Annotated in this window: 29 protein-coding genes; 12 read left to right on the top strand and 17 right to left on the bottom strand. The window is 74.5% G+C overall.

The genetic code is table 11. From position 1 onward, the window contains the following. Positions 1–49 precede the first annotated feature (49 nt). The 4 genes from purL to purM all read left to right on the top strand — a co-directional run bounded on the left by purL (position 50) and on the right by purM (position 5,545). Complete coding sequence (gene purL / locus H7X46_RS23895; protein WP_186361498.1) at positions 50–2,350, top strand: phosphoribosylformylglycinamidine synthase subunit PurL; 2,301 nt, start codon at positions 50–52, stop codon at positions 2,348–2,350. Beyond that, positions 2,347–2,724, top strand: a complete 378-nt coding sequence (locus H7X46_RS23890; protein ID WP_186361497.1) for a sterol carrier family protein — start codon at positions 2,347–2,349, stop codon at positions 2,722–2,724. The genes purL and H7X46_RS23890 overlap by 4 nt, the downstream gene beginning before the upstream one ends. An 86-nt stretch (positions 2,725–2,810) precedes the next feature. Then, complete coding sequence (gene purF, locus H7X46_RS23885) at positions 2,811–4,391, top strand: amidophosphoribosyltransferase (protein WP_186361496.1); 1,581 nt, start codon at positions 2,811–2,813, stop codon at positions 4,389–4,391. A 56-nt stretch (positions 4,392–4,447) separates the two neighbouring features. Next, positions 4,448–5,545, top strand: coding sequence for a phosphoribosylformylglycinamidine cyclo-ligase (gene purM, locus H7X46_RS23880; RefSeq protein ID WP_186361495.1), 1,098 nt, complete (start codon positions 4,448–4,450; stop codon positions 5,543–5,545). 56 nt (positions 5,546–5,601) lie between these two features. On the opposite strand, the gene H7X46_RS23875 is transcribed toward purM, so the two are convergent. The 4 genes from H7X46_RS23875 to H7X46_RS23860 form a co-directional block, all read right to left on the bottom strand. Further along, the gene (locus H7X46_RS23875; RefSeq protein WP_186361494.1) at positions 5,602–6,333 is read right to left on the bottom strand and encodes an NUDIX domain-containing protein; all 732 of its coding nucleotides are present in this window, start codon (positions 6,331–6,333) and stop codon (positions 5,602–5,604) included. Between the two features lie 192 nt (positions 6,334–6,525). Next, the gene (locus H7X46_RS23870) at positions 6,526–6,729 is read right to left on the bottom strand and encodes a DUF3073 domain-containing protein (protein WP_186361493.1); all 204 of its coding nucleotides are present in this window, start codon (positions 6,727–6,729) and stop codon (positions 6,526–6,528) included. Between the two features lie 135 nt (positions 6,730–6,864). Next, positions 6,865–7,962: a folate-binding protein YgfZ gene (locus H7X46_RS23865; RefSeq protein WP_186361492.1), complete on the bottom strand. Its 1,098-nt coding sequence runs from the start codon at positions 7,960–7,962 to the stop codon at positions 6,865–6,867. Further along, positions 7,959–8,432: a Fur family transcriptional regulator gene (locus H7X46_RS23860; RefSeq protein WP_370588928.1), complete on the bottom strand. Its 474-nt coding sequence runs from the start codon at positions 8,430–8,432 to the stop codon at positions 7,959–7,961. Before H7X46_RS23860 ends, H7X46_RS23865 begins: the two co-directional genes overlap by 4 nt. A gap of 232 nt (positions 8,433–8,664) precedes the next feature. Here H7X46_RS23860 and H7X46_RS29180 point away from each other — a divergent pair, with 232 nt between their 5' ends. Both H7X46_RS29180 and H7X46_RS23850 read left to right on the top strand, forming a co-directional pair. After that, entirely contained in the window at positions 8,665–10,752 is a 2,088-nt protein-coding gene (locus tag H7X46_RS29180) for a hypothetical protein (protein WP_222131408.1), read from the top strand. A gap of 1,153 nt (positions 10,753–11,905) precedes the next feature. Next, positions 11,906–12,604 carry a hypothetical protein gene (locus H7X46_RS23850; protein WP_186361491.1) on the top strand — a complete coding sequence of 233 codons (699 nt, stop codon included), beginning with the start codon at positions 11,906–11,908 and terminating at the stop codon, positions 12,602–12,604. A 317-nt stretch (positions 12,605–12,921) separates the two neighbouring features. Here the strand turns inward: H7X46_RS23850 and H7X46_RS23845 are convergent, their stop codons facing one another. From H7X46_RS23845 to H7X46_RS23805, 10 genes are all read right to left on the bottom strand, one after another. After that, positions 12,922–13,788 carry a biotin-dependent carboxyltransferase family protein gene (locus tag H7X46_RS23845; RefSeq protein ID WP_186361490.1) on the bottom strand — a complete coding sequence of 289 codons (867 nt, stop codon included), beginning with the start codon at positions 13,786–13,788 and terminating at the stop codon, positions 12,922–12,924. Continuing rightward, positions 13,785–14,399: an allophanate hydrolase subunit 1 gene (locus H7X46_RS23840; RefSeq protein ID WP_186361489.1), complete on the bottom strand. Its 615-nt coding sequence runs from the start codon at positions 14,397–14,399 to the stop codon at positions 13,785–13,787. Before H7X46_RS23840 ends, H7X46_RS23845 begins: the two co-directional genes overlap by 4 nt. A 3-nt stretch (positions 14,400–14,402) precedes the next feature. Then, positions 14,403–15,032, bottom strand: coding sequence for an FABP family protein (locus H7X46_RS23835; RefSeq protein ID WP_370588927.1), 630 nt, complete (start codon positions 15,030–15,032; stop codon positions 14,403–14,405). Next, positions 15,029–15,208, bottom strand: coding sequence for a hypothetical protein (locus H7X46_RS23830; protein WP_186361488.1), 180 nt, complete (start codon positions 15,206–15,208; stop codon positions 15,029–15,031). The genes H7X46_RS23835 and H7X46_RS23830 overlap by 4 nt, the downstream gene beginning before the upstream one ends. Positions 15,209–15,395: 187 nt before the next feature. Next, positions 15,396–15,695: a DUF1416 domain-containing protein gene (locus tag H7X46_RS23825; protein WP_186361487.1), complete on the bottom strand. Its 300-nt coding sequence runs from the start codon at positions 15,693–15,695 to the stop codon at positions 15,396–15,398. A gap of 1 nt (position 15,696) precedes the next feature. Beyond that, complete coding sequence (locus H7X46_RS23820) at positions 15,697–16,533, bottom strand: sulfurtransferase (protein ID WP_186361486.1); 837 nt, start codon at positions 16,531–16,533, stop codon at positions 15,697–15,699. Positions 16,534–16,567: 34 nt separating this feature from the next. Then, entirely contained in the window at positions 16,568–17,032 is a 465-nt protein-coding gene (locus H7X46_RS23815; protein WP_186361485.1) for a DUF4395 domain-containing protein, read from the bottom strand. Positions 17,033–17,100: 68 nt separating this feature from the next. Then, the gene (locus H7X46_RS30920) at positions 17,101–17,175 is read right to left on the bottom strand and encodes a putative leader peptide (RefSeq protein WP_350662235.1); all 75 of its coding nucleotides are present in this window, start codon (positions 17,173–17,175) and stop codon (positions 17,101–17,103) included. 57 nt (positions 17,176–17,232) lie between these two features. After that, complete coding sequence (locus H7X46_RS23810) at positions 17,233–17,664, bottom strand: thioredoxin family protein (protein ID WP_186361484.1); 432 nt, start codon at positions 17,662–17,664, stop codon at positions 17,233–17,235. A 10-nt stretch (positions 17,665–17,674) separates the two neighbouring features. Then, positions 17,675–18,511: a DUF2993 domain-containing protein gene (locus H7X46_RS23805; protein WP_186361483.1), complete on the bottom strand. Its 837-nt coding sequence runs from the start codon at positions 18,509–18,511 to the stop codon at positions 17,675–17,677. Positions 18,512–18,721: 210 nt separating this feature from the next. Between H7X46_RS23805 and H7X46_RS23800 the strand changes: the two genes are divergently transcribed. From H7X46_RS23800 to pstB, 6 genes are all read left to right on the top strand, one after another. After that, the gene (locus H7X46_RS23800; protein ID WP_186361482.1) at positions 18,722–19,522 is read left to right on the top strand and encodes a response regulator transcription factor; all 801 of its coding nucleotides are present in this window, start codon (positions 18,722–18,724) and stop codon (positions 19,520–19,522) included. Between the two features lie 23 nt (positions 19,523–19,545). After that, positions 19,546–20,427, top strand: coding sequence for a mycothiol synthase (mshD, locus tag H7X46_RS23795; RefSeq protein WP_186361481.1), 882 nt, complete (start codon positions 19,546–19,548; stop codon positions 20,425–20,427). 204 nt (positions 20,428–20,631) lie between these two features. Next, positions 20,632–21,726 (top strand): phosphate ABC transporter substrate-binding protein PstS, encoded by a 1,095-nt coding sequence (pstS, locus tag H7X46_RS23790; protein WP_370589085.1) that lies wholly within the window; start codon positions 20,632–20,634, stop codon positions 21,724–21,726. A gap of 129 nt (positions 21,727–21,855) precedes the next feature. After that, a complete protein-coding gene (gene pstC, locus H7X46_RS23785; protein ID WP_186361479.1) occupies positions 21,856–22,800 on the top strand; it encodes a phosphate ABC transporter permease subunit PstC in 945 nt (314 codons plus the stop codon). A gap of 1 nt (position 22,801) precedes the next feature. Then, positions 22,802–23,920, top strand: a complete 1,119-nt coding sequence (gene pstA, locus H7X46_RS23780) for a phosphate ABC transporter permease PstA (RefSeq protein ID WP_186361478.1) — start codon at positions 22,802–22,804, stop codon at positions 23,918–23,920. A gap of 13 nt (positions 23,921–23,933) precedes the next feature. Further along, entirely contained in the window at positions 23,934–24,713 is a 780-nt protein-coding gene (pstB, locus tag H7X46_RS23775) for a phosphate ABC transporter ATP-binding protein PstB (RefSeq protein ID WP_186361477.1), read from the top strand. Between the two features lie 54 nt (positions 24,714–24,767). Here pstB and phoU (H7X46_RS23770) read toward each other — a convergent pair whose 3' ends face one another. The 3 genes from phoU (H7X46_RS23770) to phoU (H7X46_RS23760) form a co-directional block, all read right to left on the bottom strand. After that, a complete protein-coding gene (phoU, locus tag H7X46_RS23770) occupies positions 24,768–25,427 on the bottom strand; it encodes a phosphate signaling complex protein PhoU (protein ID WP_186361476.1) in 660 nt (219 codons plus the stop codon). Positions 25,428–25,505: 78 nt separating this feature from the next. Beyond that, positions 25,506–25,739: a dodecin family protein gene (locus H7X46_RS23765; protein WP_222131406.1), complete on the bottom strand. Its 234-nt coding sequence runs from the start codon at positions 25,737–25,739 to the stop codon at positions 25,506–25,508. A gap of 58 nt (positions 25,740–25,797) precedes the next feature. Continuing rightward, on the bottom strand, positions 25,798–26,454 hold the full coding sequence (gene phoU / locus H7X46_RS23760) for a phosphate signaling complex protein PhoU (protein ID WP_186361475.1): 657 nt from the start codon (positions 26,452–26,454) through the stop codon (positions 25,798–25,800). Between the last annotated feature and the right edge of the window lie 58 nt (positions 26,455–26,512).

Raw genomic sequence — 26,512 nt, 5'->3', positions numbered from 1 at the left:
GGGTCTCGGGGGCGGGGGATCGCTGCGGCGGGCCGTCTACCCTGGCGCCGTGACGCAGTCCCAGGTGCAGGCCGATTCCGTCAAGCACGCCGAGGCGACGCCGGAGCAGCCGCAGCCCTACCGCGAACTGGGCCTCAAGGACGACGAGTACGCCCGCATCCGGGAGATCCTCGGCCGCCGGCCCACCGACGCCGAGCTGGCGATGTACTCGGTGATGTGGAGCGAGCACTGCTCGTACAAGTCGTCGAAGGTGCACCTGCGGTACTTCGGCGAGACCACCACCGACGAGATGCGCTCCGCGATGCTCGCCGGGATCGGGGAGAACGCCGGTGTCGTCTCGATCGGCGACGGCTGGGCGGTGACGTTCAAGGTCGAGTCGCACAACCACCCGTCCTACGTGGAGCCGTACCAGGGTGCGGCGACCGGCGTCGGCGGCATCGTCCGCGACATCATGGCGATGGGCGCCCGCCCGATCGCGGTCGGCGACCCGCTGCGGTTCGGCCCGTGCGAGGCCGACGACACCGCCCGGGTGCTGCCCGGCGTCGTCGCCGGCGTGGGCGGCTACGGCAACTGCCTGGGCCTGCCGAACGTGGCCGGCGAGGTCGTGTTCGACCCCTCCTACGCGGGGAACCCGCTGGTCAACGCGCTCTGCGTGGGCGCGCTGAAGGCCGAGGACCTGCACCTGGCGTTCGCCTCCGGGACCGGCAACAAGATCATCCTGTTCGGTGCGACGACCGGGCTGGACGGCATCGGCGGCGTCTCGGTGCTCGCCTCCGAGACGTTCGACGAGACCACCGGCGGTACCGGACGGAAGAAGCTCCCCAGCGTGCAGGTGGGCGACCCGTTCACCGAGAAGGTCCTCATCGAGTGCTGCCTGGAGCTGTTCGGGTCCGGGCTGGTCGTCGGCATCCAGGACCTCGGTGGCGCCGGCCTGGCCTGCGCGACCTCCGAGCTGGCCTCCGCCGGGGACGGCGGCATGCGGGTCGACCTCGACGAGGTCCCGCTGCGGGCCACCGGCATGACCGCGGCCGAGATCCTCTCCTCCGAGTCGCAGGAGCGGATGTGCGCCGTCGTGAAGCCCGAGGACGTCGACGCCTTCCTCGACGTCTGCCGCAAGTGGGACGTGCTCGCCTCGGTGATCGGTGAGGTCACCGAGGGCGACCGGCTGGTCATCACCTCCGGCGGCGAGACCGTCGTCGACGTCCCGCCGCGCACCGTCGCCCACGAGGGCCCGGTCTACCGCCGCCCGGTGGCCCGCGACGACGTGAAGCAGGACGCGCTGAACGCGGACGACCCGGAGAAGCTGCCCCGCCCGGAGGCGCCCTCCGAGCTGCGGGCCGAGGTGCTGCGGATGGCGGCCGCGCCGAACCTCGCGAGCCGGTCCTGGGTCACCGACCAGTACGACCGCTACGTGCGCGGCAACACGGTCGCCGCGCACGGCGCCGACGCCGGCGTCGTCCAGGTCGACGAGGAGACCGGCCGCGGGATCTCCGTCGCGACCGACTGCAACGCCCGGTTCGTCGCGCTGGACCCGTACACCGGTGCGCAGCTGGCGCTCGCCGAGGCCTACCGCAACGTCGCCACCTCCGGGGCGGTCCCGCTGGCCGTCACCGACTGCCTGAACTTCGGGTCGCCGGAGGACCCGCACGTCATGTGGCAGTTCCAGCAGGCCGTGCGCGGGCTCGCCGACGGCTGCGCGGTGCTCGGCACCCCGGTGACCGGCGGGAACGTCAGCTTCTACAACCAGACCGGGACGACCGCGATCCTCCCGACCCCGGTCGTCGGCGTCCTCGGTGTGATCGACGACGTGACCACGGCGGTCCCGGCCGGGTTCGCCGGGGCCGATGGCGACGCGGTCGTCCTGCTCGGGACGACCGCCGCCGAGTTCGGCGGCTCCGAGTGGGCGCACGAGGTGCACGGGCACCTCGGCGGGCGCCCGCCGGCCGTCGACCTGGAGCACGAGCGGCGCCTGGCCGGGCTGCTGGCGTCGGCGGCGGGCGACGGCGTGCTCACCGGCAGCCACGACCTGTCCGACGGGGGCCTGGCCCAGGGCCTGGTCGAAGCCGCCCTGGCCGGGAACCGGGGCGCCCGGATCGACCTCGCCGCCGTGCACGGCGACGCGTTCACCGCGCTGTTCTCCGAGTCCGCCGGGCGGGTCCTGGTCACGGTCGCGGACGCGGACGCCTTCCTCGCCCGGGCCGCCGAGGCCGGCGTGCCCGCGGCGCGGATCGGCGAGACCGGCGGCACCGCGCTGCACCTGGGCGACGCCGTCGGCGAGCTGGCCCTCGACGAGCTGCGGACCGCGTGGGAGGGCACCCTCCCGGCCCGGTTCGGCCCCGTCTCGGTGTGACCGACCCGATCCACGACTGGCTGGCGGGCGGCCCGGAACCCGACCGGGCCACCCGCAAGGCCGCCGTCAAGGAATCCCTCGCCGAGCTGGCGCGGCGGGCACCGGGGCACAGCGTCGAGGTCCGGGTCCCGCCGTTCGGCGCCGTCCAGTGCATCGAGGGGCCCCGGCACACCCGTGGCACCCCGCCGAACGTCGTCGAGACCGACACCCGCACCTGGCTCGCGCTCGCCCGGGGCGTCACGCGCTGGGACGACGCCGTCGCCGACGGTTCGCTCCGGGTGTCCGGGGCCCGGGCCGGGGAGGTGGCAGCGGAGCTGCCCGTGAGTGGTTATCAGGGTCAGGACCCTGATAACCACTCACGAGTCACGGAGTGACCTCCCTCCCGGACCTGGGTGAAGCCCGCGCGGCCCGCGTACGATCACGGATTGGTCCGGTACGCCGCCAGTCGAGGAGCGCCGCGTTGAGTTCCGTCCGGAACGAGCACGTCAGCCCTGCACCCGCCACCGCGGCGGCTGCCGTACCCGAGTCCGGGCCCGAGGAGACCGGCCCCCGCGAGGAGTGCGGGGTCTTCGGTGTCTGGGCCCCGGGCGAGGACGTGGCCAAGATGTCGTACTACGGCCTCTACGCGCTGCAGCACCGCGGCCAGGAGGCCGCCGGCATCGCCGTCTCGGACGGCAGGCGAACGGTCGTCTTCAAGGATCTCGGCCTGGTCAGCCAGGTGTTCGACGAGCAGACGCTGTCCTCGCTGCGGGGCCACCTGGCGGTCGGGCACTGCCGCTACTCGACGACCGGCGCCACGACCTGGGAGAACGCCCAGCCGACGTTCCGCACCACGGAGACCGGGTCCGGCGTGGCGCTGGGCCACAACGGCAACCTGGTCAACACCGCCGAGCTGCGCGAGGACGTCGCCCGGCTGGAGGGCAACCGGCGCTCCGGGCTGCGTGCCACCACCGACTCCGACCTGGTCACCGAGCTGCTCGCGGCCGGCGCCGACGACCTCGGCCTCTACGAGGCGGCGCTGCGGCTGCTGCCGCGGCTGCGCGGCGCGTTCTCGCTGGCCTTCTCCGACGAGACCACGCTCTACGCGGCCCGCGACCCGCAGGGCGTCCGCCCGCTCGTCCTGGGCCGCCTGGAGCGGGGCTGGGTCGTCGCCTCGGAGACGGCGGCGCTGGACATCGTCGGCGCCTCGTTCGTCCGCGAGGTCGAGCCCGGCGAGCTCATCGCGATCGACGCCGACGGCATCCGCAGCCAGCGCTTCGCCGCTCCGGAGCCGAAGGGCTGCGTGTTCGAGTACGTCTACCTGGCCCGCCCGGACACCCACATCGCCGGCCGGTCGGTGTACGACACCCGGGTCGAGATCGGCCGTCGGCTGGCCGAGGTGCACCCGGTCGAGGCCGACCTGGTCATCCCGGTCCCGGAGTCCGGCACCCCGGCCGCGATCGGCTACGCCCAGGGCTCCGGCATCCCCTACGGCCAGGGCCTGGTCAAGAACGCCTACGTCGGCCGCACCTTCATCCAGCCCAGCCAGACGATCCGCCAGCTCGGCATCCGGCTCAAGCTGAACCCGCTGCGCAACGTCATCCGGGGGAAGCGCCTCGTGGTCGTCGACGACTCGATCGTCCGGGGCAACACCCAGCGCGCCCTGGTCCGGATGCTGCGCGAGGCCGGCGCGGTCGAGGTGCACGTGCGGATCGCGAGCCCGCCGGTGCGCTGGCCCTGCTTCTACGGCATCGACTTCGCCAGCCGGGCCGAGCTGATCGCGAACGGCGCCGACACCGAGGGCGTCCGCCGCTCGATCGGCTCCGACACCCTCGGCTACGTGTCGGTGGACCAGATGGTCGCCGCCTCCGAGCAGCCGCGCTCGCGGCTGTGCTGCGCCTGCTTCGACGGCGACTACCCGATCCCGCTGCCGGACGAGGCGAAGCTCGGCAAGCACCTCCTCGAGGACGCTCCCGCCCCGGCGGCCTCCGGCGCCGCATCTGGCGATCCCGGCCCGCTGGCCGTCGGATACGGTGCCGGGGAGGCACTGAGCCGGCCCTGAGCCGGACCGCCGCCGCGACACGCCGTCCACCCGCACCGCACCTGGAGAACCGACCCATGTCCTCGACCGAGCCCGGCACCGCCAGCTATGCATCGGCCGGGGTGGACATCGACGCGGGGGAACGGGCCGTGGAGCAGTTCCGCCCGTTCGCCGAGAAGGCCACCCGGTCCGAGGTGATGGGCGGGATCGGCGGGTTCGCCGGGCTGTTCGCCGCGAAGTTCTCCAAGTACGCAGAGCCGGTGCTCGCCGCGTCCACCGACGGCGTCGGCACCAAGGTCGCGATCGCCCAGGCGATGGACAAGCACGACACCATCGGCCAGGACCTGGTCGCGATGGTCGTCGACGACCTCGTCGTCTGCGGTGCGGAGCCGCTATTCCTGCAGGACTACATCGCCGTCGGCAAGCTGGTGCCGGACAAGGTGGCGACCCTGGTCCGTGGCGTCGCGGAGGGCTGCCAGCAGGCCGGCTGCGCGCTGCTCGGCGGTGAGACCGCCGAGCACCCGGGCCTCATGGACGCCGCCGGCTACGACCTGTCCGCGACCGGGGTCGGGATCGTGGACGCCGAGAAGATGCTGCGCCCGGAGCGGGTGCGTCCCGGTGACGTCCTGGTCGCGATGGCCTCGTCCGGGCTGCACTCGAACGGCTACTCGCTGGCCCGCCACGTGCTGCTGGACATCGCCCGGCTGCCGCTCGAGGGTGAGCTGGAGGAGTTCGACCAGTCGCTCGGCGAGGAGCTGCTCGTCCCGACCCGGATCTACGCCAAGGACTGCCTCGCGATCGCCGCCGAGACCGGGGTGCGGACGTTCGCGCACGTCACCGGGGGTGGCCTGGCCCGGAACCTGGAGCGGGTGCTGCCCGACGGGCTCGCCGCGACCGTCGAGCGCGGTTCGTGGACGCCCGCACCGATCTTCAAGCTGGTCCAGACCCGTGGCCGGGTGCACCGGGCGGAGATGGAGAAGACGTTCAACATGGGCGTCGGCATGGTCGCCGTGCTGCCGCCCGAGGACGTCGACCGGGCACTCGCCGTCCTCACCGCCCGGCACGTCCCGGCCTGGATCCTCGGCGAGGTCGGCCGGGTCGGCGACGTCGAGGGAGCCGACTCCGGCGAGCTCGGCGCCCGCGTGCAGCTGCGCGGGGAACACCCCCGGTTCTGAATCCGCCGGGGTCTCCGCCGGCGGCCGGTGACCGGCCGCAGCGGGTGGGTGCCGGGTCAGCCGGCCGGGTCGAGCCGTTCCCGCGCCGGGCCGTCGGCCAACCGGTGCGAGTCCCGCAACATCGGCGGGTGCAGTGCCGTGGCGTCACCGCGGCGGAACAGCCGCGGCGGGCGGCCGCGGCCCCCCGTGACCAGGGTGGCCGTCGGCACGAGGAAACCCTCGGTGGAGGTCACCTTGCGCTGGAAGTTGCGCGGGTCCAGCGAGGTGTCCCAGACGGCCTCGTAGACGCGGCGCAGATCGGTGACGGTGAACTCGGCCGGGCAGAACGACGCGGCCAGCGTCGTGTACTCCAGCTTGGCCCTCGCCCGCTCGACGCCGTCGGCGAGGATCGTGTCGTGGTCGAACGCGAGCGGGGGGACCCGGTCGACGGGCCACCACGCCGACGCGGCGGCCCCGCCGCCCGCGGTCGGTTCCGGCATGTCCGGCACGAACGCGAGGTAGCCCACGGAGAGCACCCGGCCGCGCGGGTCGCGATCGGGTGCCGCGTAGCTCGCGAGCTGCTCCAGGTGCCCGACGACGGCGTCGCCGGTGTCGGCCCCGGTCTCCTCGCCCAGCCGCCGGTCGGCGGTATGGACCAGGTCCTCGTCGGGGCGCACGAAGCCCCCGGGCAGCGCCCACTCGCCGAGGAAGGGCTGCTCACCCCGCTCGATGAGCAGCACGTGCAACCGGTCCGACCGCACGGTGAGCACGACGAGGTTCACGGCGACCGCGAAGAGGTTGCCGCGCATGTCGTGAACACCTCGGACGGGGGACGGGGCCGGGAACAGCGTTCATGATCTTGCCCTATCCGTCCGACCGGCGGAACCGTCCGGTACGACCGGCGTGGCGCCCGCAGCGGTGAGCGGAGGCCGGCGCCGCGCGCGAGGCGGCGCCCGAGCGGCCGGAGTCGGAACTCCGGTGCCCGGGCGCCGGTGTGCGGTTCAGCGGCGAGGGTCGTCGTCCTCGTCGTTGTACTTGGCGGCGAGGTCGGCGTACTCGCCGTACTCGTCGTCGCCGTTGTCGGTAGTAACCGCCGTCCCGCTCCCGATCTCACGCTGCAGCGCGTCGAGATCCATCGCGGGGGAGCTGTACTTGAGCTCGCGGGCCACCTTCGTCTGCTTGGCCTTGGCTCGTCCGCGCCCCATGGCTGGTCCCCCTTACAACAGGGAAGGGGCGGCCCGGTCAGCTGACACGACCCGGCGGCCCCTCTCGTCTCATCAATGTCGTGGTAATAACCGTACCTTGCTCACCCCGGAACGTGCGACGCGGCACCGCCGGAGTCACAGGCCGCCCCGGGTCCGCTCCCGCGCGGCCCGGCCCGGCGGCGGGCTCTCCGGGTCCGGTTCGTAGGAGTCCGGGTCGATCGAGGCGGGTGAGACCCGGTCGTCGACGCCCGCGGTGAGCTCCGCGTCGACCGGCACCGACCGCTTCAGCAGCGCCAGCGCCACCGGGCCCAGCTCGTGGTGCTGCACGACCGTGCCGACCCGGCCGACCGGACGCCCGTCGCGGTGGACCGGGTCCCCGGTGCGGGGCAGCTCCTCGTCCCCGGCATCCAGGTGCAGGAGCACCATCCGGCGCGGCGGACGGCCCAGGTTGGCGACCCGGGCCACCGTCTCCTGCCCGCGGTAGCAGCCCTTGGTCAGGTGGACGGCCGGCCCGATCCAGCCGACCTCGTGCGGGATGGTCCGCTCATCGGTGTCGCGGTGCAGCCGCGGCGCGCGCGACTCGACCCGCAGTGCCTCGAACGCGATCGTCCCGGCGGCCCGGGCGCCCGCGTCGGTCAACGCCTCCCACCAGGCGTCCTTGGCGTCCCGGGGCACGACGACGTCGACCGCGTCCCGCCCCGGCCACGGGGTGCGCCGGACGAACCCGCCGCCGTCCAGCCCGGTGACACCGTGCGGTGCCGGCGGCAGCGGCAGGCCGGCCCGCTCGAGCACGGCGGGGACCTCCGGGCCGACGACGCTCAGCACGGCGAGCTCGGCCGTGGCGTCGCGCGGCTCGACCTTCGACCAGAACACCATCTTCGTCAGGTAGTCGAGCAGCGGTGCCCCGTCGCCCGGCTCGGTGTCCAGGTACACGGTGTCCCCGGTGGCGGCGACGGCCATGTGGTGCAGCACCCGGCCCTGCGCGTCCAGCACCAGAGCCTCGGTGCCCGTGTCCGGGGGGAGCTCGCTGACGTGCTGGGTGAGCAGCAGGTGCAGCCAGGCCAGGCGTTCCTCACCGGTCACCGCGAGGACGTCGCGGTGGCTCCGGTCGACGACCGCGGACGAGCGGGCCATCGCCCGCTGCTCGGCCGGTGGGTCGCCGTGGTGGGCCGGGACGGCGGCGTCCGGGTCCGGCGTCTCGTCGGTGTGCTGCTCGGGTCCGGGTGTGGTCACCGATCTCCCTTCGCGGCCGCCGGGTCCGCGGGGGCCGCGTCGTCGTCCGGGTGGTCGTGCTCGCGGGCGCACTGCGCGCAGGTACCCGACAGTGCCACGTGCGTGGCGTCGAGGTGGAAACCCAGCTCGTCGAGCGTGCGTCTCGCCACATCGGACAGCAGCTCGACGGGCGCCTCGTCCACCCGCCCGCAGCGGTGGCAGACGAGGTGCACGTGCCGGTGCCGGTACTCGGAGTAGGTCGGCGCACCGTGCCCGAGGTGGGCGTGCCGGACGACGCCGAGCTCCTCCAGCAGGTCCAGCGTCCGGTAGACGGTCGTGATGTTGACGGCAGGCGCGGTCGCCTGGACGTGCGTGCACACCTGCTCGGGCGTCGCGTGCCCCAGCTCGCGCACCGCGTCCAGCACGAGTTGGCGTTGCGGGGTCATCCGCAGACCGCGCTTGTGCAGCGTGCCCTTCAGCGAGGAGTCCACGCGGCCGATGGTATTCCGTCGGGACCGGTACCCTCACGGCACGAGAACGGTAGCCGCGCATCGTGTCATGCGATCGCCCGTCACGGGAGCCGCCACGCCGGTGGATGATCCGCGCGTGCCGCGGAGTTCGCCGCGACGGCGCAGGCGCGGCTACCCTGTTCGTCGGGGTCGAGCCGGGTGCGCCCGGGTGCGGTGGCCCTGCGCAATGCCGGACGACCTGTGAGGAGAGGCGATGACGGCAGACGGGGCGGACCGCCCGGGCGGGCCCCCGCGGTTCGACGTCGTACTCCGCGGATACGACCGCAAGCAGGTGGACGAGCACGTCGTCCAGATGCAGCGGCTGATGAGCCGGATGCGGGCGGACATCGACGCGCTGCGGAGCCGGCCGGCCCCGCCGATGCCGGTACCGCCCCCCGGCGGGTTCACGGGCCCGCCTGGTGCGCCCGGCCCCGGTCCGCATCACGGTCCGCCGCGGCCCGGCCCGCGTCCCGCGCCGCACGACGCCGCGGCCGGCGGCGTCGACTCCTTCTCCGAGCGGATGCAGGCCATCCTGCAGAAGGCCGAGGAGGAGGCCGAGGAGATCCGGGCCAAGGCGAAGGCGGACGCCGAGCGTGTCACCGCCGAGGCCCGCAAGCAGGTGGATCGTGCCCGGGCCGACGCCGACCGCGCCCGTGAGCACGGTGACAAGCTGCGCGCCGAGGTCGGGGAGCTGACCCGGCGCCGCGACGAGCTGCGTGCCGAGGTCGCGCGGTCCGGCGATGGTCCGCAGGGCCCGCAGTCCGGAGTGAACGGTGCGTCCCCCTCCGGAGCGGCCGCGGCCCAGGGGGCCGGCCAGCACGACTCGGGCTCCGCGTCGCGGCCCGGCCCGCGCCCGCAGCCCGGGCCCGCCCAGCAGGGCGCCGGTGTCCCGGCGCACCAGGGTGGCCGCCCGGATCAGGATCACGCGGTGGGCCAGCAGGGCGCGCGCCCGGCTGCGTCCGGGCAGCAGGACCGCGGTGCCCCTGGTGCGTCGACACCCGGCCCGGCCGACCGGCCCGCGATGCAGCCGGCGAGCGGGCAGGGCGCTCCGTCCGGCGGCCAGGGGGCGTCCGGCCAGCAGGGCATGCCTGCTCAGCAGAGCAAGCAGGGCGCGCCCGGCCAGCACGGTCCGCAGGGCGCGCCGGGCCAGCAGGGTCAGCAAGGCGCGCCGAGCCAGCACGGTCAGCAGGGCGCGCCCGGCCAGCAGGGCGCCCTCGGCCAGCAGGCGCAGCAGGGTGCGGCCGGCAAGCAGGGACAGCAGCCGGGTGCCGCGGCGGCGCAGGCCGGTCCGCGGCCGTCGCCCCGGCCGTCGCCCGCGCCGCGGCCCGGACCCGGCGCTCCGGCCGGTCAGGGTCAGCAGGGCGGCCCGCGCCAGGGTCAGTCCGGTCAGCAGGTCCGGCCGGGCGGCGAGAACCGGCCGGGCGCCCCCGGCCAGCCGGGGCAGCCGGGCAAGCCGGGGCAGCAGGCCGGCGTGTCGGGTAGCCAGGAGCGCCCGGGTCAGCAGGGTCAGCCGGGCGGTCAGGACCGCTCGAGCGCACCGGGCCCCCAGGGGCGGTCGGGCGCCCAGGACCGCCCGGGCACACCAGGTCCGCAGGATCGGTCGGGCGCCCAGGACCGCCCGGGCACACCGGGTTCGCAGGGTCGGTCGGGCAGCCAGAGCCGCCCGAGCGCGCCCGGCGATGCCGGCAAGCCGCAGACCGGCCTGCCGGGTAAGCCCGGACAGCCGGCCGGCCAGGGCGCGCCCGGACAGCAGAGCGGTCAGGGCCAGCAGGGAGGCACGGGCCCGGACCGGGCGAGCGCCGCCCGGCCCGGCGGCGACGAGCCGGAACCCGCCGAGCTGTTCCGCCCGACGTCGACGTCCGACCCGGCGGCCGAACCCGCGACGTCCGCGGTGCCCCGCACGGACGCCGCCCGCGGTGCCGGCAAGGACGCGGAGCGGACCGTCGCGGTCGGCGCTGTCCGCCGATCCGGTGACACCCCATCGGATGGTTCGCAGAAGCCGGCGGGCGGGGACCGGAAGGACGCGTCGTCGACGTCCGCGGCGGACGCGGACCCGCCGACGACCGCCAACCCGACGGCCGCGCGCCCCGCGGGCAAGGGCGGCCCGGACGCCCCGCGCAACGGTTCCGGCCAGGCCGGCAAGGGTCAGGCAGGCCGTACCAGCGGATCCGAGTCCGCGGACGCGCCGGCGGACCGTCCCGCGAACGGCCGGCCGAGCGGTCCGAACGGCGCCGGGAACGGCGCGCCCGCCACCGGGCGGCCGAGCACGGCACAGCCGTCCTCGGGGACGCGCAGCAGCTGAGGTTCCACGCGCGCGGACCGCGGCCGTCCTAAGGTCCGGATCCATGCAGCTCGGCTCGTTCACGGCCCCGCCCCTCGCCCTCGGGGCGGTGGTGGGCGCGGGCGTGCTCGTGATCCTGATCCTGTGGGGAGTGCGGCGCGCCCGCCGGTCGACGGCGCCCGATCCGCTGCCGGTCGCTCCGCCGAGTGCCATCGACGGGCCGCAACCGTGCGCCGAGGACTGGACCGGCGAGGCCGCCGGAGGCCCGGCGGACCCGGTCCCGCCCCGGCCCCGGACGGTCGCGGACGTCGTCGCCGAGCGGGGAACCGATCCCGGCGCGCACCCGGTGCATCTCGTCCCGGTTCCCGCGCCCGCCCCGGCGGCGGGCAGGCACACCGTCCCGCACACGGAGCCGCGTACCGAGGACCTCGCCGCACCGGCGGACGAGCGACCCGACGACGCGACCCTGGCCCGGACCGAGCCGTCGACCGACCGGCGCCGTCCGCACGCGGAGGCGTCACGTGACACCACGGCCTCGGGTGACGCGTCCGCACCACGCACGGATGCACCGATTCCGCACGACGACGGGACCGGTGCGTCAGGGGCGGCGGGCGCGAACGGACCGGCGCGCGGCCGGGAGGCGGGCCCCGCTCCCGGGGGCTCCGAGTGGCACCCGGCGGGTACCGAACCGTCCGGGTCCGCGGGCTCGCGCGCGGGGACCGGCGCTGCCGGTGCCGCAGCGGCCGGCATCGCGGCCGCCGGGCTCGCGGGCACCGGCTCCCGGGGCGCCGGAGCCGCGGGCGCGGATGCCACGGACGCGAGGGCCACGGGTGCGGGTTCGGCCGATGCCGGTTCCTGGGGTTTCGGAGCGACGGGCGCGGCTGCCGCGGGCGGCGCGGACTCCGCGACCCCGAACACCGACCCTGCCGGTGCCGGGGTCACGGGCGCCGACCCCACGGGTGCCTGGTCGATGGGCGGTCATGTCTCGGGCGCAGCGGCCACCGGAGGCCGTCCCGCGACGGCCGGCTCCGCAGGTACCCCGCCCATGGACGCCGGGCGCTCCAACGCCGCGGGCTCCAACGCCGCGGGCGTCGAGGCCACGGGTGCTGATGCCGCGAGCGCTGGGGCTACTGGCTCTGATGCTGTGGGCGCTGGTGCTGCGGGTTCTGATGCCGTGAGCACTGATGCCGCGGGCGCCGATGCGGCGGGCGGCGGTGCCGAGTCGGCCGGGACGCGGGGCGCCGAGCCTCCCGGGCAGGCCGGTCCCGCGCGTCCGGGCCGCGCCGCGAGACCCGGCTCCGCGGACGACGCCACCCGCCCCCTCCCGCCCTGGTCGGTCGAGCGCACCGTCCCCGCCCACGAGGATCTGCCCCGCGATGCCGAGCGCGGGGACGTCCCGTCGGCTGCAACGCCGCCGGACGGGGTGCCCACCATCAGCCCCGCGTGGGCGGCGGGGCGCGAGCCGGTGTCCCGCGCCGTCCAGCAGGCGCTCGCCGCCCGCGCGGTGCAGCGGGCGCGGATGTACCGCGGGAGCGAGGGCGCGGACCCGGCGACCGGGGACCAGCAGGAGCTGCCGCTGACCGTGGTCCCGTCACACGCGACGGCGCCCGTCGCCGACGTCCGTGACCGCCTGCTGGGCGTGCTGCTCGCCGACCCCGCCCGGGCCGTCGACGCCGCCCGCCGGCTCGACGACTCCCGGGACCGGATCGATCAGCTCGGCGACGCGCTCCGCCGGCGTCGCGAGGACCTGGCGGGCGCGGTCCGGCACCTGCACGAGTGCGGCCTCGACCCGGTCCAGATCGGACGGCTGTCGGGGATCCCCACGGCCGACGTACGGACCATCCTGGACGGCGAGGACGCCGACCGCGGCTGACCGGCACCGCGCCCGCGCGCCCCGACCCGGGACGCCGCCGCCCGTCGAAGCACGGGCGGTACCGGGTCCGCACCGCAGCGAACCGGTCTGCGCCCGACGGGAACGGTCCGTGCCCGGATCATCCCTGCCGACATGCACCCCAGCGCGAATTGTTGATCTTTTCGAACCCTCAGCTGCATCTCGGCGGGAACGGGACCGTCCCGGGTCAGACGGAACGGCGGGTTCCCGGTTCGGGCGGGACGGGCCGCTGCTCCGTGCCCTACCCGTGCGGTGGATCGCCCGCAGTGCGGCGAAAGCGACGGCGCAGCGGCCGACGCTCATGCCAGCACGGTGAACCGGACTCCCGTCCCCGGCGCGGCCTGGGCGAGCGCCGGCAGGTCCGCCGGCTCGACGACCGCGATCACCGGGTAGCCACCGGTCGTCGGGTGGTCGGCCAGGAACACCACGGGCGGGCCGTCCGGCGGGGCCTGCACCGCACCGGTGACCATGCCCTCGCTGGGCAGCTCCCGGTCCCGGGTGTCCGGGTGCCGCGGCGGGGGCGGGCCGTCGAGCCGGATCCCGATCCGGTTGCCGTCCGGTGACACCGTCCACTCGGGACCGGCGAGGGCAGCCCGCGGATCGGTGAACCAGTCGTCGCGGGGCCCGAGCCGGACGTGCAGCCGCACCGGCCCGACCGGCACCGAGACGGGCACCGGGCCCGGCTCCGGCAGCGGCCCGGACCAGGCACCGACCGGCAGCTCGTCACCGTCGGCGACGGGCGCGGGCCCCAGCCCGGACAGCAGGTCGGTGCTGCGGCTGCCGAGCTCCGCCGCGACGTCCAGCCCACCGGCGACGGCCAGGTACACCCGCAACCCCCGGACCGGCCGCCCGATCTCCAGGCAGGCCCCGTCGGGGACGTACACGGCCGCGTGCGAGGCCGCCGGGCGCCCCCCGACGGTCACCGGCGCCGGCGCCCCGGTCACGGCGACGAGGCATCCACCGTGGACCCGGGTCCGCAGGCCACCGCCGAGCAGCTCCAGGCCGGCGGCGCCCTCCGGGTTGCCGACGAGCCGGTTCCCCAGCTCGTAGGCCGGCCCGTCGAGCGCCCCGGACGGCGGCACGCCCAGGTGCGCGTGCCCCGGCCGTCCGCGGTCGGTGACCAGGGCCTGGGGCCCGGCCCGCAGCACCTCCAGCGTGCCGCTCACCGGGCCTCGAACCGCACCCGGTCACCCGGGGTGAACAGGGACGGCCGCTCGGCCGACGGGTCGAACAGGACGATGTCGGTGCGCCCGATCAGCCGCCAGCCACCGGGGGAGCGGCGCGGGTAGACGCAGCTGTAGACGTCGGCGATTCCGACCGAGCCGGCGGGGACCGCGGTCCGCGAGCTCTCCAGCCGGGGCTGGCGCAGCGGCTCGGGCAGCCCGGACAGGTAGCCGAAGCCGGGCGCGAACCCGCAGAAGTCCACCGTGTACTCCGCGCCGCTGTGCAGGTCCACGACCTCGTCGACGGAGATGCCGGCCGTGCGGGCGACCAGCTCGAGGTCCGCGCCGTCGTAGGTCACGGGGATGGTGTGCCGGGTGCCGGTGCCGGCCTCGCCCGCGGCCGGGTCGGCCGAGCGGACCACCTCGCGCACGCGGTCCGGCGTCACGCCGGGCACCACCTCGACCAGCACCGTCCGCGCCGCGGGGACCAGCTCGGTCACCTCGGGCAGCTCCGCGGCCCGCACGGCGGCGACGATCGCCGCCACCTCGGCCCGGGAGCCCACCTCGAACAGCAGTGCCCGGCTCCCGCAGCGGCGTGGAGCGGCGTCGACCACCGCTCAGCCGACGACGCGGCGGAGCACGGCCGACATGTACGGGGCGAGCTCGCCGCCGTCCATCGCGCGCTCGTCGACGTAGGCGAGGTCGCCCTGGTTGACCAGGCCGTAGAGCCGCTTGGAGGCGACGGTGGCGCGGGCGGACGCGGTGCGGGCGACGGCGTCGGTCTCGATCTGCCAGGACCGCATGTCGCCCTTGGGTCCGTAGTAGACCTCTACCAGCCCGCTGCTGTCGGCGATCACGACCTCCAGCGAGCCGTCCTCCTGCGGGCGCCAGAACCCGCTCTCGCGCTCGAGCAGCTCGCCGATCTCCCCGTCCGGCCCGAGCAGCCAGACCCGGGACTCGAAGGTCAGGAACGCGCGCCCGTCGTGGGCGAAGGTCAGCTGCTGGCCGAAGGGCCGCGCGCCCTCGACGGCCGGGTCGACGATCTCGCCGTCACCGCGCCACACCCCGACCAGGGGCAGCACGCCGAGACACCAGTCGTGCAGGTCCGGGCCCTGCCGCAGGTTCGCGGTGTCGTCGGTGACCGGCAGGTCCGCCCACTGCGGACGGTTGCGCTGCGGCGAGTCCGGTGCCGCGTTCTCCGGCCCGGTGATCGTGGTCCGCAGCTGCTCGTCGTCGGGACTGCTCACGCGGTCGGCTCCTCGGTGTGGTCGGCGTCGTCGTCCGGGACGGGGCGGGCGGCCGGGTCGGCGGGGACACCGCCCGCGGCCGGTTCGACGACGAACAGGCGCCGGAGCAGCCACCCGGCCCAGGCGGCGGTTCCCGCGGACAGGGCGATCAGCAGCCCGGTGGAGAACCAGTGCACGGCGCGTCAGCGTACTAGCCTCCCGGGGCGGCACGCCGCCGCCCGCGTCCCGCCGAGCGACGTGTGATCGACGATCCGGCACCGATCCCGGCCGGATCCGTCCGGAACGGGTGCCGAACCGTCGATCACACGAAACGCCGCCCCGGACAGCTCGTCCGGAGCGGCGTTCGGTGTCGGCAGGACGGGCTCAGGCGACGGCGATCTCCGCCTGGTGCAGGCCCGGCCCGTCGGCGACGAGCTCGGACTGGCCGTTGCCCGAGCGGGACAGCGCGCGGACGGTCCAGGTGCCCGGCGCGGCGAAGAACCGGAAGTCACCCGAGGCCGAGGAGACGACCTCCGCGGTGAACTCGCCGGTGCCGTCCAGCAGGCGCACGAACGCGCCGCCGACCGGCTCGCCGCCGGCCACGACGCGGCCGGCCAGCACGGTCTCCTTGGACAGGTCGGTGCCCGCGGGCAGGGTCACGGACTGGTCAGGGGCTCCACACATGTCACTTCGCTCCCAGCTCGATCGGCACGCCGATCAGCGAGCCGTACTCGGTCCAGCTTCCGTCGTAGTTCTTGACGTCGGAGTGGCCCAGCAGCTCGTGCAGCACCACCCAGGTGTGGCTCGAGCGCTCGCCGATGCGGCAGTAGGCGATGGTCGCCTTGCCCTCGTCGTAGCCGGCCTCCTTGTAGAGGGCGGCCAGCTCCTCGTTCGACTTGAACGTGCCGTCCTCGTTGGCCGCCTTGGACCACGGGATGTTGATCGCGGACGGGACGTGGCCCGGGCGCTGCGACTGCTCCTGCGGCAGGTGGGCGGGGGCCAGGATCTTGCCGGAGAACTCGTCGGGCGACCGGACGTCGACCAGGTTCTTCGCGCCGATCGCGTCCACGACCTCGTCGCGGAACGCGCGGATCGAGGTGTCGGGGTCCTTGGCGGTGTAGGTGGTCGCCGGGCGGTCCTTGACGTCGGTGGTCAGGGTCCGGCCGTCGAGCTCCCACTTCTTGCGGCCGCCGTCGAGCAGCACGACCTTGTCGTGGCCGTAGAGCTTGAACTCCCAGTACGCGTAGGCGGCGAACCAGTTGTTGTTGCCGCCGTAGAGCACGACCAGGTCGTCGTTGGCGACGCCCTTGGCCGACAGCAGCTGCTCGAACTGCTCCTTGGTGACGATGTCGCGACGGACCGGGTCCTGCAGCTCGTCGGTCCAGTTCACCTTGACCGCACCGGGGAGGTGGCCCCCGTCGTAGGCGGTGGTGTCCTCGTCGACCTCCAGGAACACCACCCCGTCGGTCTCCAGGTTCTCTTCCGCCCAGTCGGCGGTGACGAGGACGTCCTCGCGGCTCATGTTTCGTTCTCTCCCGATAGGTGTGGGTGGGCGATCAGGTGCGCGCCCCGGCCGGGCCGGTGCGCAGGCGGGCGAGGAGCCCGTACAGCTCGCAGCCCAGGCAGACGCCGAAGGCCGCGTTGAGCAGGGCCGCCGCGAGCGCCGCCGCGGTGGCGACGACGCCGAGCGCGGTGAGGCCCGTCAGGTAACCGGCCGCCGCGACGGCGGTGACCACCAGCCCGACGGTCTGCGAGAAGCGGACCGGGGCGGCGTCCTCCCGCTCGGCGGGCGGCTCCAGCCGCGGCGCGAGCAGCACCCGGTACAGCACCCCGTAGGGCGCGAACCGCATGCCGGCGAACGTCGCGACGGCGAACACGACGGCCTGCGCGGTGACGAGCAGGCCGCTGCCGCTGAGCAGCACCAGCGCCAGGACGACGCTGGTCAGGGCGGCGGAGAACCGGACCCCGCGCGGATCGAGCGGCGGCTCGCCGGGCGCGGATCCGGGGTCCGTGACGGACATGGAGGGACTCCTGTTGTCGACCGGGGCAGCCGGGCGTCGCGGGGACGCGGCGGCTCAGGACACGCGGGTCAGGAGTCCAGACACAGGCAGCCGGCGAGGCGGCACAGATCAACCGTGCGGCGTCGGGTCAGCGGCCAGTTCACGATCGCGAGGGTAGCCGACCCGGGCCCGTCCGCGCACCCGTGCCGCAGGCCGATCGGTCACATCCGGGGCCGCTCCGCGGGCAGCGCGGCGGCCAGCTCCTCGGCCCGCGGCACCCCGGACACCCGCAGCAGCTCGGCCCCGCGGGCGTCGAAGACCACGGTGGTGGGCGTGCGCAGGACGCCGAGCGCGCGGGCCACGTCCACCCGCTCCGCGACGTCGATCTCCACGTGGGCCAGCCCCGGGTCGCCGTCGGCGAGGTCGGCGAGCACGCGCGCGGTCTGCCGGCACGGTGCGCACACCGGCGACGACAGCTGCAGCAGCAACGCCCGCCGCCCGGCCGGTGCGACGCCGGCGAGCTCCCAGCCCGTCCCGTCCCCGCGGGCGCGTCCCGGCCCCCTTACCCGTCCGGTGCGGGCGCGCAGCAGCAGGCCCACGGCCGCCGTCAGCACCAGCACGACGACCAGCACGGCCAGGCCGGTACCGCTCACGACGCCCTCCTCAGCTCGCGGAACGGGTGCTCTCACCGATGTCCAGGTCCCGGACGGTCCCCGCGATCTCCAGGACATTGTGCTCCGGAACCGACGCCGAGATCGCGGTGACGCCGAGCGGCAGCGTCCCCGGCGCCAGCTCGACGGCCATCGCGTGCCGCAGGGAGTCGCGCACCGCGTCCGGCACCGGCTCGTCGGTCTCGTGCTCCCGGACGTCGAGCGGCACGATCCGCAGCCGCCCGTCGGAGACGACGAGCGCGGTCAGCACCGCGACCTGCGCGTCCGCCCCGCCGACCGGCATCTCCGCGACGAACCGGGCGGCCGTGCGCGGGTCGAGCCCGCGCAGCGCCGGGTCGCCGCCGGCCCGGACGACGGTGTCGATCGCGTTCGCGTCGACCTCCTCGACGGTCAGCCGTTCCACCCCGGCGGCGGGGCCACCGGCGGTGACGACCAGCCGTCGCACGTCCAGCGGCCCGATCCGCACCACACCCTCGGCGGCGGCCGCCCGGAACCGGGCCGGCCCGGAGCCGACGAGGTCGGACAGCGGCGCCCGCACCCCGTACAGCGTCGCCCGCACCTCGGGGGTGCGCAGCGGGCCGATCGGCACCCGCTGCATCGACACCTCGACCTCCCCGTAGCGGCCGGTGACCGCCTGGGCCAGGAACGAGAACCCGTGCACCCGGACCGCCGGGTCCTCGGGCAGGTCCAGCCGCTCGCGCATCGCACGGGAGATCCCGGACTCGGCGGCCGCGCCGGTGCCGAGATCGGCCAGGACGAGGACGGCCACGGCGGCCAGCAGGGTGACGACGACCCGGAACGCGGTACCGCGACGGGCGGGGGAGTCCACGGGCGGTGCCTCCCGATGGGCAGGTACGGGTACCCCCGACGGTAGTGAGCCCGCGAACCGCCCCGGCGGGCGGCCCCGCCCCGCCGGAGGGACCGGCCGGGCATGACCTCGGGTGGACCGATCCAGATCCGGGGCGTGAGGCGGGTCGCGATCCTGCTGACCGGGGGATGACGTGGCGGTATCGTCCGCGTATCCCGAGAGGAGGAGTCCATGGAACTGCTCCTGCTGACCACGGCTCCGGACGCGACCGCCGTGCTGCCTGCCCTGTCCCTGCTCCCGCACAACGTGCGGACCGCGGCCCCCGAGGTGGCGGCGCTGCTCGACGCCGGCCCGCACGACGCCGTCCTGGTCGACGCCCGCAGCGACCTGGTCGCCGCCCGCAGCCTGTGCCGGCTCCTCGGCAGCACGGGAACCGACGTGCCGGTCGTCGCCGTGCTCAACGAGGGCGGCCTGGTCGCGGTCTCCGGGGAGTGGGTGGTGGACGAGATCCTGCTCCCGGACACCGGTCCGGCCGAGGTGGACGCCCGGTTGCGGCTGCTCCGTTCCCGGCCCGGCGCGGAGTCGGCCTCCGGCGGCGGCGCGCTCGTCCTGGGTGAGCTGGTGATCGACGAGGCCACCTACTCGGCGCGCCTCAAGGGCCGGCTCCTGGAGCTCACCTACAAGGAGTTCGAGCTGCTCAAGTACCTCGCCCAGCACGCGGGCCGGGTGTTCACCCGGGCCCAGCTGCTGCAGGAGGTCTGGGGCTACGACTTCTTCGGCGGCACCCGCACCGTGGACGTCCACGTGCGGCGGCTGCGGGCCAAGCTCGGCGGCGAGCACGAGCAGATGATCGGGACCGTGCGGAACGTCGGCTACAAGTTCGTCCGGCCGCCCCGGGGCGGCGGCCTGACCGCCCCGCCCGACCCGGAGGCCGACGCCGCCGACTCCGACCGCTCGGGCCGTCGCCTGCCGGGCGCCGGCCGTCCCGCCCGGCCGGGACGGACCACCCCGGGCGCGCTCTCCCCGCGCTGAGCGGACGAACTAGGGTCCGGCTCGTGGAGCCCCGGGTGCTGACCGACCTCGACGCCGACACCGCCGCCGCGGTGCACGACCTGCTGGCGGCGGCCGGCGCGGCCGACGGCGCCGACCCGTTCTCCGAGCAGTTCCTGCTCACCCTGCGCGCCGGGGGCGCCCGCGACGGCGTGCACCACGTGGTCGCTCCGGGCGCGACCCGGGCCGTCGCCGGGTACGCCCAGCTCGACGGCGAGTACGCCGAGCTGGCCGTGCACCCCGACGAGCGCCGGCGCGGGCTCGGGACCGCGCTGGTCGAGGCACTGGAGGGGCTCGTCGCGGATCCGCACGTGTGGGCGCACGGTGACCTCGACGCCGCGAAGGCACTGGCTGAGCGGCGCGGCTACCGGCGCGACCGGGTGCTGTGGCAGATGCGGCGCCCGCTGGGCGACCCCCTCCCGGAGGTGGAGCTCCCGGACGGGGTGACCCTGCGCGCGTTCGTCCCGGGCCGCGACGACGAGGAGTTCCTGCGGGTCAACAACGCGGCCTTCGACTGGCACCCGGAGCAGGGCGGCTGGACCGGTCGCGAGCTCGCCGCCCGCCAGGCGGAGGACTGGTTCGACGCCGACGGGTTCCTCCTGGCGACCGACCGGGGCGGCACCCTGCTCGGCTACCACTGGACGAAGGTCCACCCCGCGACCGCCGACGAGCCCGCGGCCGGCGAGGTCTACGTGCTCGGTGTCGACCCGGCGGCGCACGGCCGGGGCCTGGGCCGGGTGCTCACCCTCGCCGGCCTGCACCACCTGCGCGACCGGGGCCTGGGAACGGTGCTGCTGTACGTGGAGGCGGACAACGCGCCTGCGGTGCGGGTCTACGAGAGGCTCGGGTTCACCGTGCACGCCGCCGACGTCAACTACGCCCGTTGACGGTCACGGGCGGTCGCGCTGTGATCACGCCACGGCCGAACGTGTGACGCGGATCCATCCGTCCGGTGGTCCTGTTCATCCCACGTTCATCTTCCGTGGGTCCTGCGTCCAACGGGGACTCCTAGCGTCTCCCGCCGGACGGCCTCACCGGGCTGTCGTCTCGAACGGCTCGAGCCGATCACGGAGGAACCTGCAGTGAAGACCATTCGGCGCGCGCCCCGAGCGCGCCTGGCGGCCACCGCTGTCGCGGCGACCTGTGCGCTGTTCGTCGCCGGGTGCGGCGCCGCGAACGAGGGCGGCGGCGGCGGTGCCGAGGGCGGCGGCGTCTCCGGCACGATCTCCGGCGCGGGTGCCAGCTCCCAGCAGGCCGCGATGCAGGCCTGGATCGCCGGCTTCGGCCAGGCCAACCCGGACGCGACCGTCAACTACGACCCGGTCGGCTCCGGCGGCGGGCGGACCCAGTTCATCCAGGGCGGCGTCCAGTTCGCCGGGTCGGACTCCTACCTCAAGGACGACCAGCTGAACCAGGCGCGCCAGCGCTGCGGCGGCCAGGTCATCGAGGTCCCGAACTACGTGTCGCCGATCGCCGTCGTCTTCAAGCTCGACGGCGTCCAGAACCTCAACCTCGCCCCGGCCACGATCGCCGGCATCTTCAAGGGCGAGATCAAGACCTGGAACGACCCGAAGATCGCCGCGGACAACCCGGGCGTGCAGCTCCCGGCCACCCCGGTGACGCCGGTGCACCGCTCCGACGAGTCGGGCACCACCGAGAACTTCACCGAGTTCCTGAACAAGGCCGCCCCGGCCGTGTGGACCGAGGAGGGCGACGGCAACTGGAAGGCGCCGGGCGGCGAGGCCGCGCAGGGCACCTCCGGTGTGGTCGGCGCGGTCGGCGCCGGCAACGGCACCGTCGGCTACGCCGACGCCTCGCAGGCCGGCCAGCTGAGCAAGGCCAACGTCAAGCTCGGCAACCAGAACGTCGCGCCGACCGCCGAGGCGGCCGCGAAGATCCTCGAGGAGTCGAAGCGGGTCGAGGGCCAGGGCGACAGCTCGTTCGCCTTCGAGCTCAACCGGACCGCCACCGGCGGCGCCTACCCGGTCGTGCTGGTGTCGTACCTGCTCGCCTGCCCGCAGTACCCGGACCAGGCCCAGGCCGACGCCACCAAGGCGTTCCTGAAGTACGTGGTCAGCGAGCCCGGCCAGCAGGCCGCGGCGCAGGCCGCCGGCTCCGCCCCGCTGTCGCCGAACCTCCGCAACCAGATCACCCCGGTGATCGACCGCATCGCGGCGGGAAGCTGAGGCGGTTCCGACGAGGCGAACGTCATCTAGCCAGGGACCCCGGGCGATGTTCATGATGGACGTCGGCCCGGGGTTCCCGGGTGTCCGCCCAGCCCTGTTCCGCGAACGTCCGCACCTCCAGGGATCACTGTGACCACCACCAGAGTCAAGCCCGAGCCGCAGGCCGCGAAGCCGGTCACCCAGCTCGGTGACCGCATCTTCGCCGGCTCCGCGAAGGGGGCGGGGATCGCGATCCTCGTCGTCCTGGCAGGGGTCGCGGCGTTCCTGCTGATCGAGGCCTTCCCGGCGTTCACCGCGTCCGGATCGGAGCTGCCCGGCGGGATCGTCGTCTACGTCGCCCCGCTGATCTTCGGCACGCTGCTCAGCGCGGTGATCGCGCTGCTGGTGGCCACGCCGCTCGCGGTCGCGGTGGCCCTGTTCATCAGCCACTACGCCCCGCGCCGGCTGGCGCAGGGGCTCAGCTACATCGTCGACCTGCTGGCCGCCGTGCCGTCGATCGTCTACGGCCTGTGGGGCGCGTGGACGCTGGCGCCGCTGTCCGTCGGGCTGAGCACCTGGCTGACCGACTACCTGGGCTGGATCCCGCTGTTCGCCGGTCCGCCGTCGACCACCGGCCGCACCATGCTGGTGGTCGGCCTGGTGCTGGCGGTGATGATCCTGCCGATCATCACGGCGGTCGCCCGCGAGGTGTTCCTCCAGGCGCCGAAGCTGCACGAGGAGGCGGCGCTCGCGCTCGGCGCGACCCGCTGGGAGATGATCCGGCTGGCCGTGCTCCCGTTCGGCCGCTCCGGCATCATCTCCGGCGCGATGCTCGGCCTGGGCCGCGCGCTCGGCGAGACGATGGCCGTCGCGATGATCCTCTCGGTCTCCGGCGCGGTCACGTTCAACCTGATCAGCTCGGAGAACCCGGGCACGATCGCGGCGAACATCGCCCTGCAGTTCCCGGAGGCCTCCGGGATCACCGTCAACGTGCTGATCGCGTCCGGCCTGGTGCTCTTCGTGATCACCCTGCTGGTCAACATGCTCGCCCGCTACATCGTCGAGCGCCGCCGCGACTTCTCCGGAGCCAACTGAGATGTCCACCGGAACCGAACGCAACCGGATCGATACCGAGGCCCCCGTGACCGGAACCGGCCTGGAGGCCCCCGCCACGACGACGCCGGACGTCCTGCGCCGGAAGGGCAGCCTCCCGCGCTGGGCGCCGTACGGCATCCTCGCCGGCACGGCCGTCGTCATGGCCGGTGTCGTCGCGGCCACCGGCTTCGGTGTCGGGCTGTGGCTGTTCCTCACCGCCGTCGCGTACGCGGTCGCCACCTACGCCACCTCGCGGGTCGTCGAGGGCGCCCGCAAGGCCGCCGACCGGCTGGTCACCGTCGTCGTGACCAGCGCGTTCCTGCTCGCGATGATCCCGCTGGCCTCGGTGCTCTGGACCGTGCTCAGCCAGGGTTGGGCGCGGTTCGACCTCGCCTTCTTCACCAACTCCATGCGGGGCGTGATCGGTGAGGGCGGCGGGGCGCTGCACGCGATCCAGGGCACGCTGGTCATCACCGGGCTGGCGGCCGCCATGTCGATCCCGGTCGGCGTGCTCACCGCGATCTACCTGGTGGAGTACGGCAACCAGTCCCGGCTGGCCCGGGCGATCACCTTCTTCGTCGACGTCATGACGGGCATCCCGTCGATCGTCGCCGGCCTGTTCGCCTACGCGCTGTTCGCGCTGCTGCTCGGCCCGGGCGTCCGGTTCGGCTTCGTCGGCGCGGTCGCGCTGACCGTGCTGATGATCCCGATCGTGGTGCGCTCCACCGAGGAGATGCTCAAGATCGTCCCGAACGAGCTGCGCGAGGCGTCGTTCGCGCTCGGCGTGCCGAAGTGGCGGACGATCCTCAAGGTCGTCATCCCGACCACGGCCGGTGGCATCGCCACCGGCATCACGCTCGCGATCGCGCGGGTGATCGGTGAGACGGCGCCGCTGCTGGTGACCGTGGGCCTCGCGACCGGGGTGAACCTGAACCCGTTCGACAGCCGGATGGCGACCCTGCCGGTGTTCGCCTACTACTCGTACGCGACGCCCGGTGTGCCGCGTGAGCCCTTCATCGACCGGGCCTGGACGGCGGCGCTCGTCCTGATGCTCGTCGTCATGGTGCTCAACGTCGTGGCCCGCCTGATCTCCCGATACTTCGCCCCGAAGACCCGATAAGGAACCCCCGGACATGGCCAAGAGTGTCGAAGCCAAGGACCTGAACATCTACTACGGGTCGTTCCTCGCCGTCGAGGGCGTCAACATGACCATCAAGCCGAAGACGGTCACCGCGCTCATCGGGCCGTCCGGCTGCGGCAAGTCGACCTTCCTGCGGTCGATCAACCGGATGCACGAGAACATCCCGGGCGCCCGGGTCGAGGGCCGGATCGAGCTCGACGGCCAGGACCTCTACGGCGCGAACGTCGACCCGGTCGGCGTCCGCCGGCAGATCGGCATGGTGTTCCAGCGGCCCAACCCGTTCCCCACGATGTCGATCTACGACAACGTGATCGCGGGCATGAAGCTCAACAACAAGAAGGCGTCCAAGGCCGAGCTCGACGACACCGTCGAGCGTTCGCTGCGCGGGGCCAACCTGTGGAGCGAGGTCAAGGACCGGCTCGACAAGCCCGGCTCCGGGCTGTCCGGCGGCCAGCAGCAGCGGCTCTGCATCGCCCGGGCGATCGCGGTGCGCCCGGACGTGCTCCTGATGGACGAGCCGTGCTCGGCGCTCGACCCGATCTCCACGCTCGCGATCGAGGATCTGATCAACGAGCTGAAGAACGACTACACGATCGTCATCGTGACCCACAACATGCAGCAGGCGGCGCGGGTCAGCGACTACACCGGTTTCTTCAACATCGAGGGCACCGGCAAGCCCGGCAAGCTGGTGGAGCTCGACGAGACCAAGACGATCTTCTCCCAGCCGGCGCAGAAGGCCACCGAGGACTACGTGTCCGGCCGGTTCGGCTGATCGGTCCCGGCACGGCGGCCCCGGTACCCGAGCGGTGCCGGGGCCGCCGCGCGTCTATAGGGGGACCTCGTCCAGGGTGCGGCCGGTGACCGCGTAGGCGACGTGGTCGGCGAGGTGCACGCAGTGGTCGGCGTAGCGCTCGTGGAACCGCGCCAGCAGGGCGACGTCCACGGCGGCCGGCACACCGGCCGTCCACCCGGGGCCGAACATCAGCTCGAACACCGAGCGGTGGACGGCGTCGACGCGGTCGTCGTCGGCCTCGAGCTCGGCGGCCAGGACGACGTTGTGTGTGCGCAGCACGGTGACCGCCTTCTCGGCCATCGCGGAGACCCGGGCGCCGTACTCGACGAACAGGGGTCGTGCCTGCTCCGGGAGCGCGGGCCTGTCCCCGGTGCGGGCGACGGTCTCGGCGATGTGCGCGGCGAGGTCGCCCATCCGCTCGAGCTGCTGGGAGCAGCGCAGCGCGGTGACGACGTGGCGCAGCGGCGACACCATCGGCTGGTGGATGTTCATCGTCTCGACGGCGAGCAGCTCGACGGCGGCCCGGTGCCCGTCGATGATCGGGTCGCGGGCGATGACCTGTTCCGCCAGCCGGCGCCGGTCCTCGAGGAGCGCGGTCGACGCGTGCCGGAACGCGGAGACGACCAGCGGGCCCATCTCGTCGAGCATCGCCTGGAGCTGCGTCAGGTTGTCGTCGAGCGTTTCCCTGCGCATGCTCACGACCTTAGATCGGCGCGGTGGGCCCCGTCGGCCCGGGCGTGGTGAACGGCGGGTGAACGGCGTGCTGGTGGCTCAGGCGAGCACCTGCCGGAGCCCGACGCGCAGGACGACCTGGTAGGGCTCCGCCGAGCCCAGCACCGTCGAACGCACACCGGCGACCTCGAACCACTCGAGGGCGGGCCCGACCCGCCCCAGCCCGCTCCGGATGGCGTCCTCGACGCTCACGTCGGAGGTGCCGGTCACCTCGACGACGGCGCAGCCCGCGTGCTCCATGGCGCCGGGGTGCCCGTCGGGTCGCGCGGCCAAACGCGGCTCGGTGGGCGAGCGTTCTCAGAACCGAGCTTCGGCCCTCGACCGCCGGGCCTCAGACGGCGAGCGGCCCCGGCATCTGCCCGGTCACGACATAGACGATGCGCCGGGCGACGGCCACGGCGTGGTCGGCGTAGCGCTCGTAGAAGCGGGCGAGCAGCGCGACGTCGACGGCCGCCGACACCCCGTGGGTCCAGTTGCGGTCCATCAGCACCGTGAACATGTGCCGGTGCAGGTCGTCCATGGCGTCGTCGTCGGCCTCGAGCTCGACGGCGGCGTCGAGGTCCCGGGTGCGGATCACCTGGCCGGCCTTCTCCGCGAGCGCGACACCGACCCGGCCCATCTCGGCGAAGTACGGCTTGATCTCCTCCGGCACCACCGACTGCGGGTGCCGGCGCCGCGCCGCCTGGGCGACGTGCAGCGCGAGGTCGCCCATCCGCTCGATGTCGCCCGCGCCGTGGATGGCGGCGACGACGACCCGCAGGTCGGTGGCCACCGGGGCCTGCAGCGCGAGCAGCCCGAACGCCTGGTGCTCGGCCGAGGCACGGACGTCGTCGATCTTGATGTCCTCGGAGATGATCTGCTCGGCGAGCTGGAGATCGGCCTCGAGCAGCGAGCGGGTGGCGTTCTCCATGGCGCGCGCCACGTCGTCGCACATCCCGGCCAGACTGGACGCCAGCTCGTCGAGCTGCTCCTGGTACGTGTCGCGCATGCCCCGAGCCTAGAACGGGTGACCGTGCGGGGCAGCCTCAGTCGATGAACCCGTTGTG

The sequence above is a fragment of the Pseudonocardia sp. C8 genome, from assembly GCF_014267175.1.
In the GTDB taxonomy this organism is placed as follows: domain Bacteria; phylum Actinomycetota; class Actinomycetes; order Mycobacteriales; family Pseudonocardiaceae; genus Pseudonocardia.
Note: the sequence above shows the minus strand (reverse complement) of the source record. Positions and strands in the feature narration are given on the sequence as shown.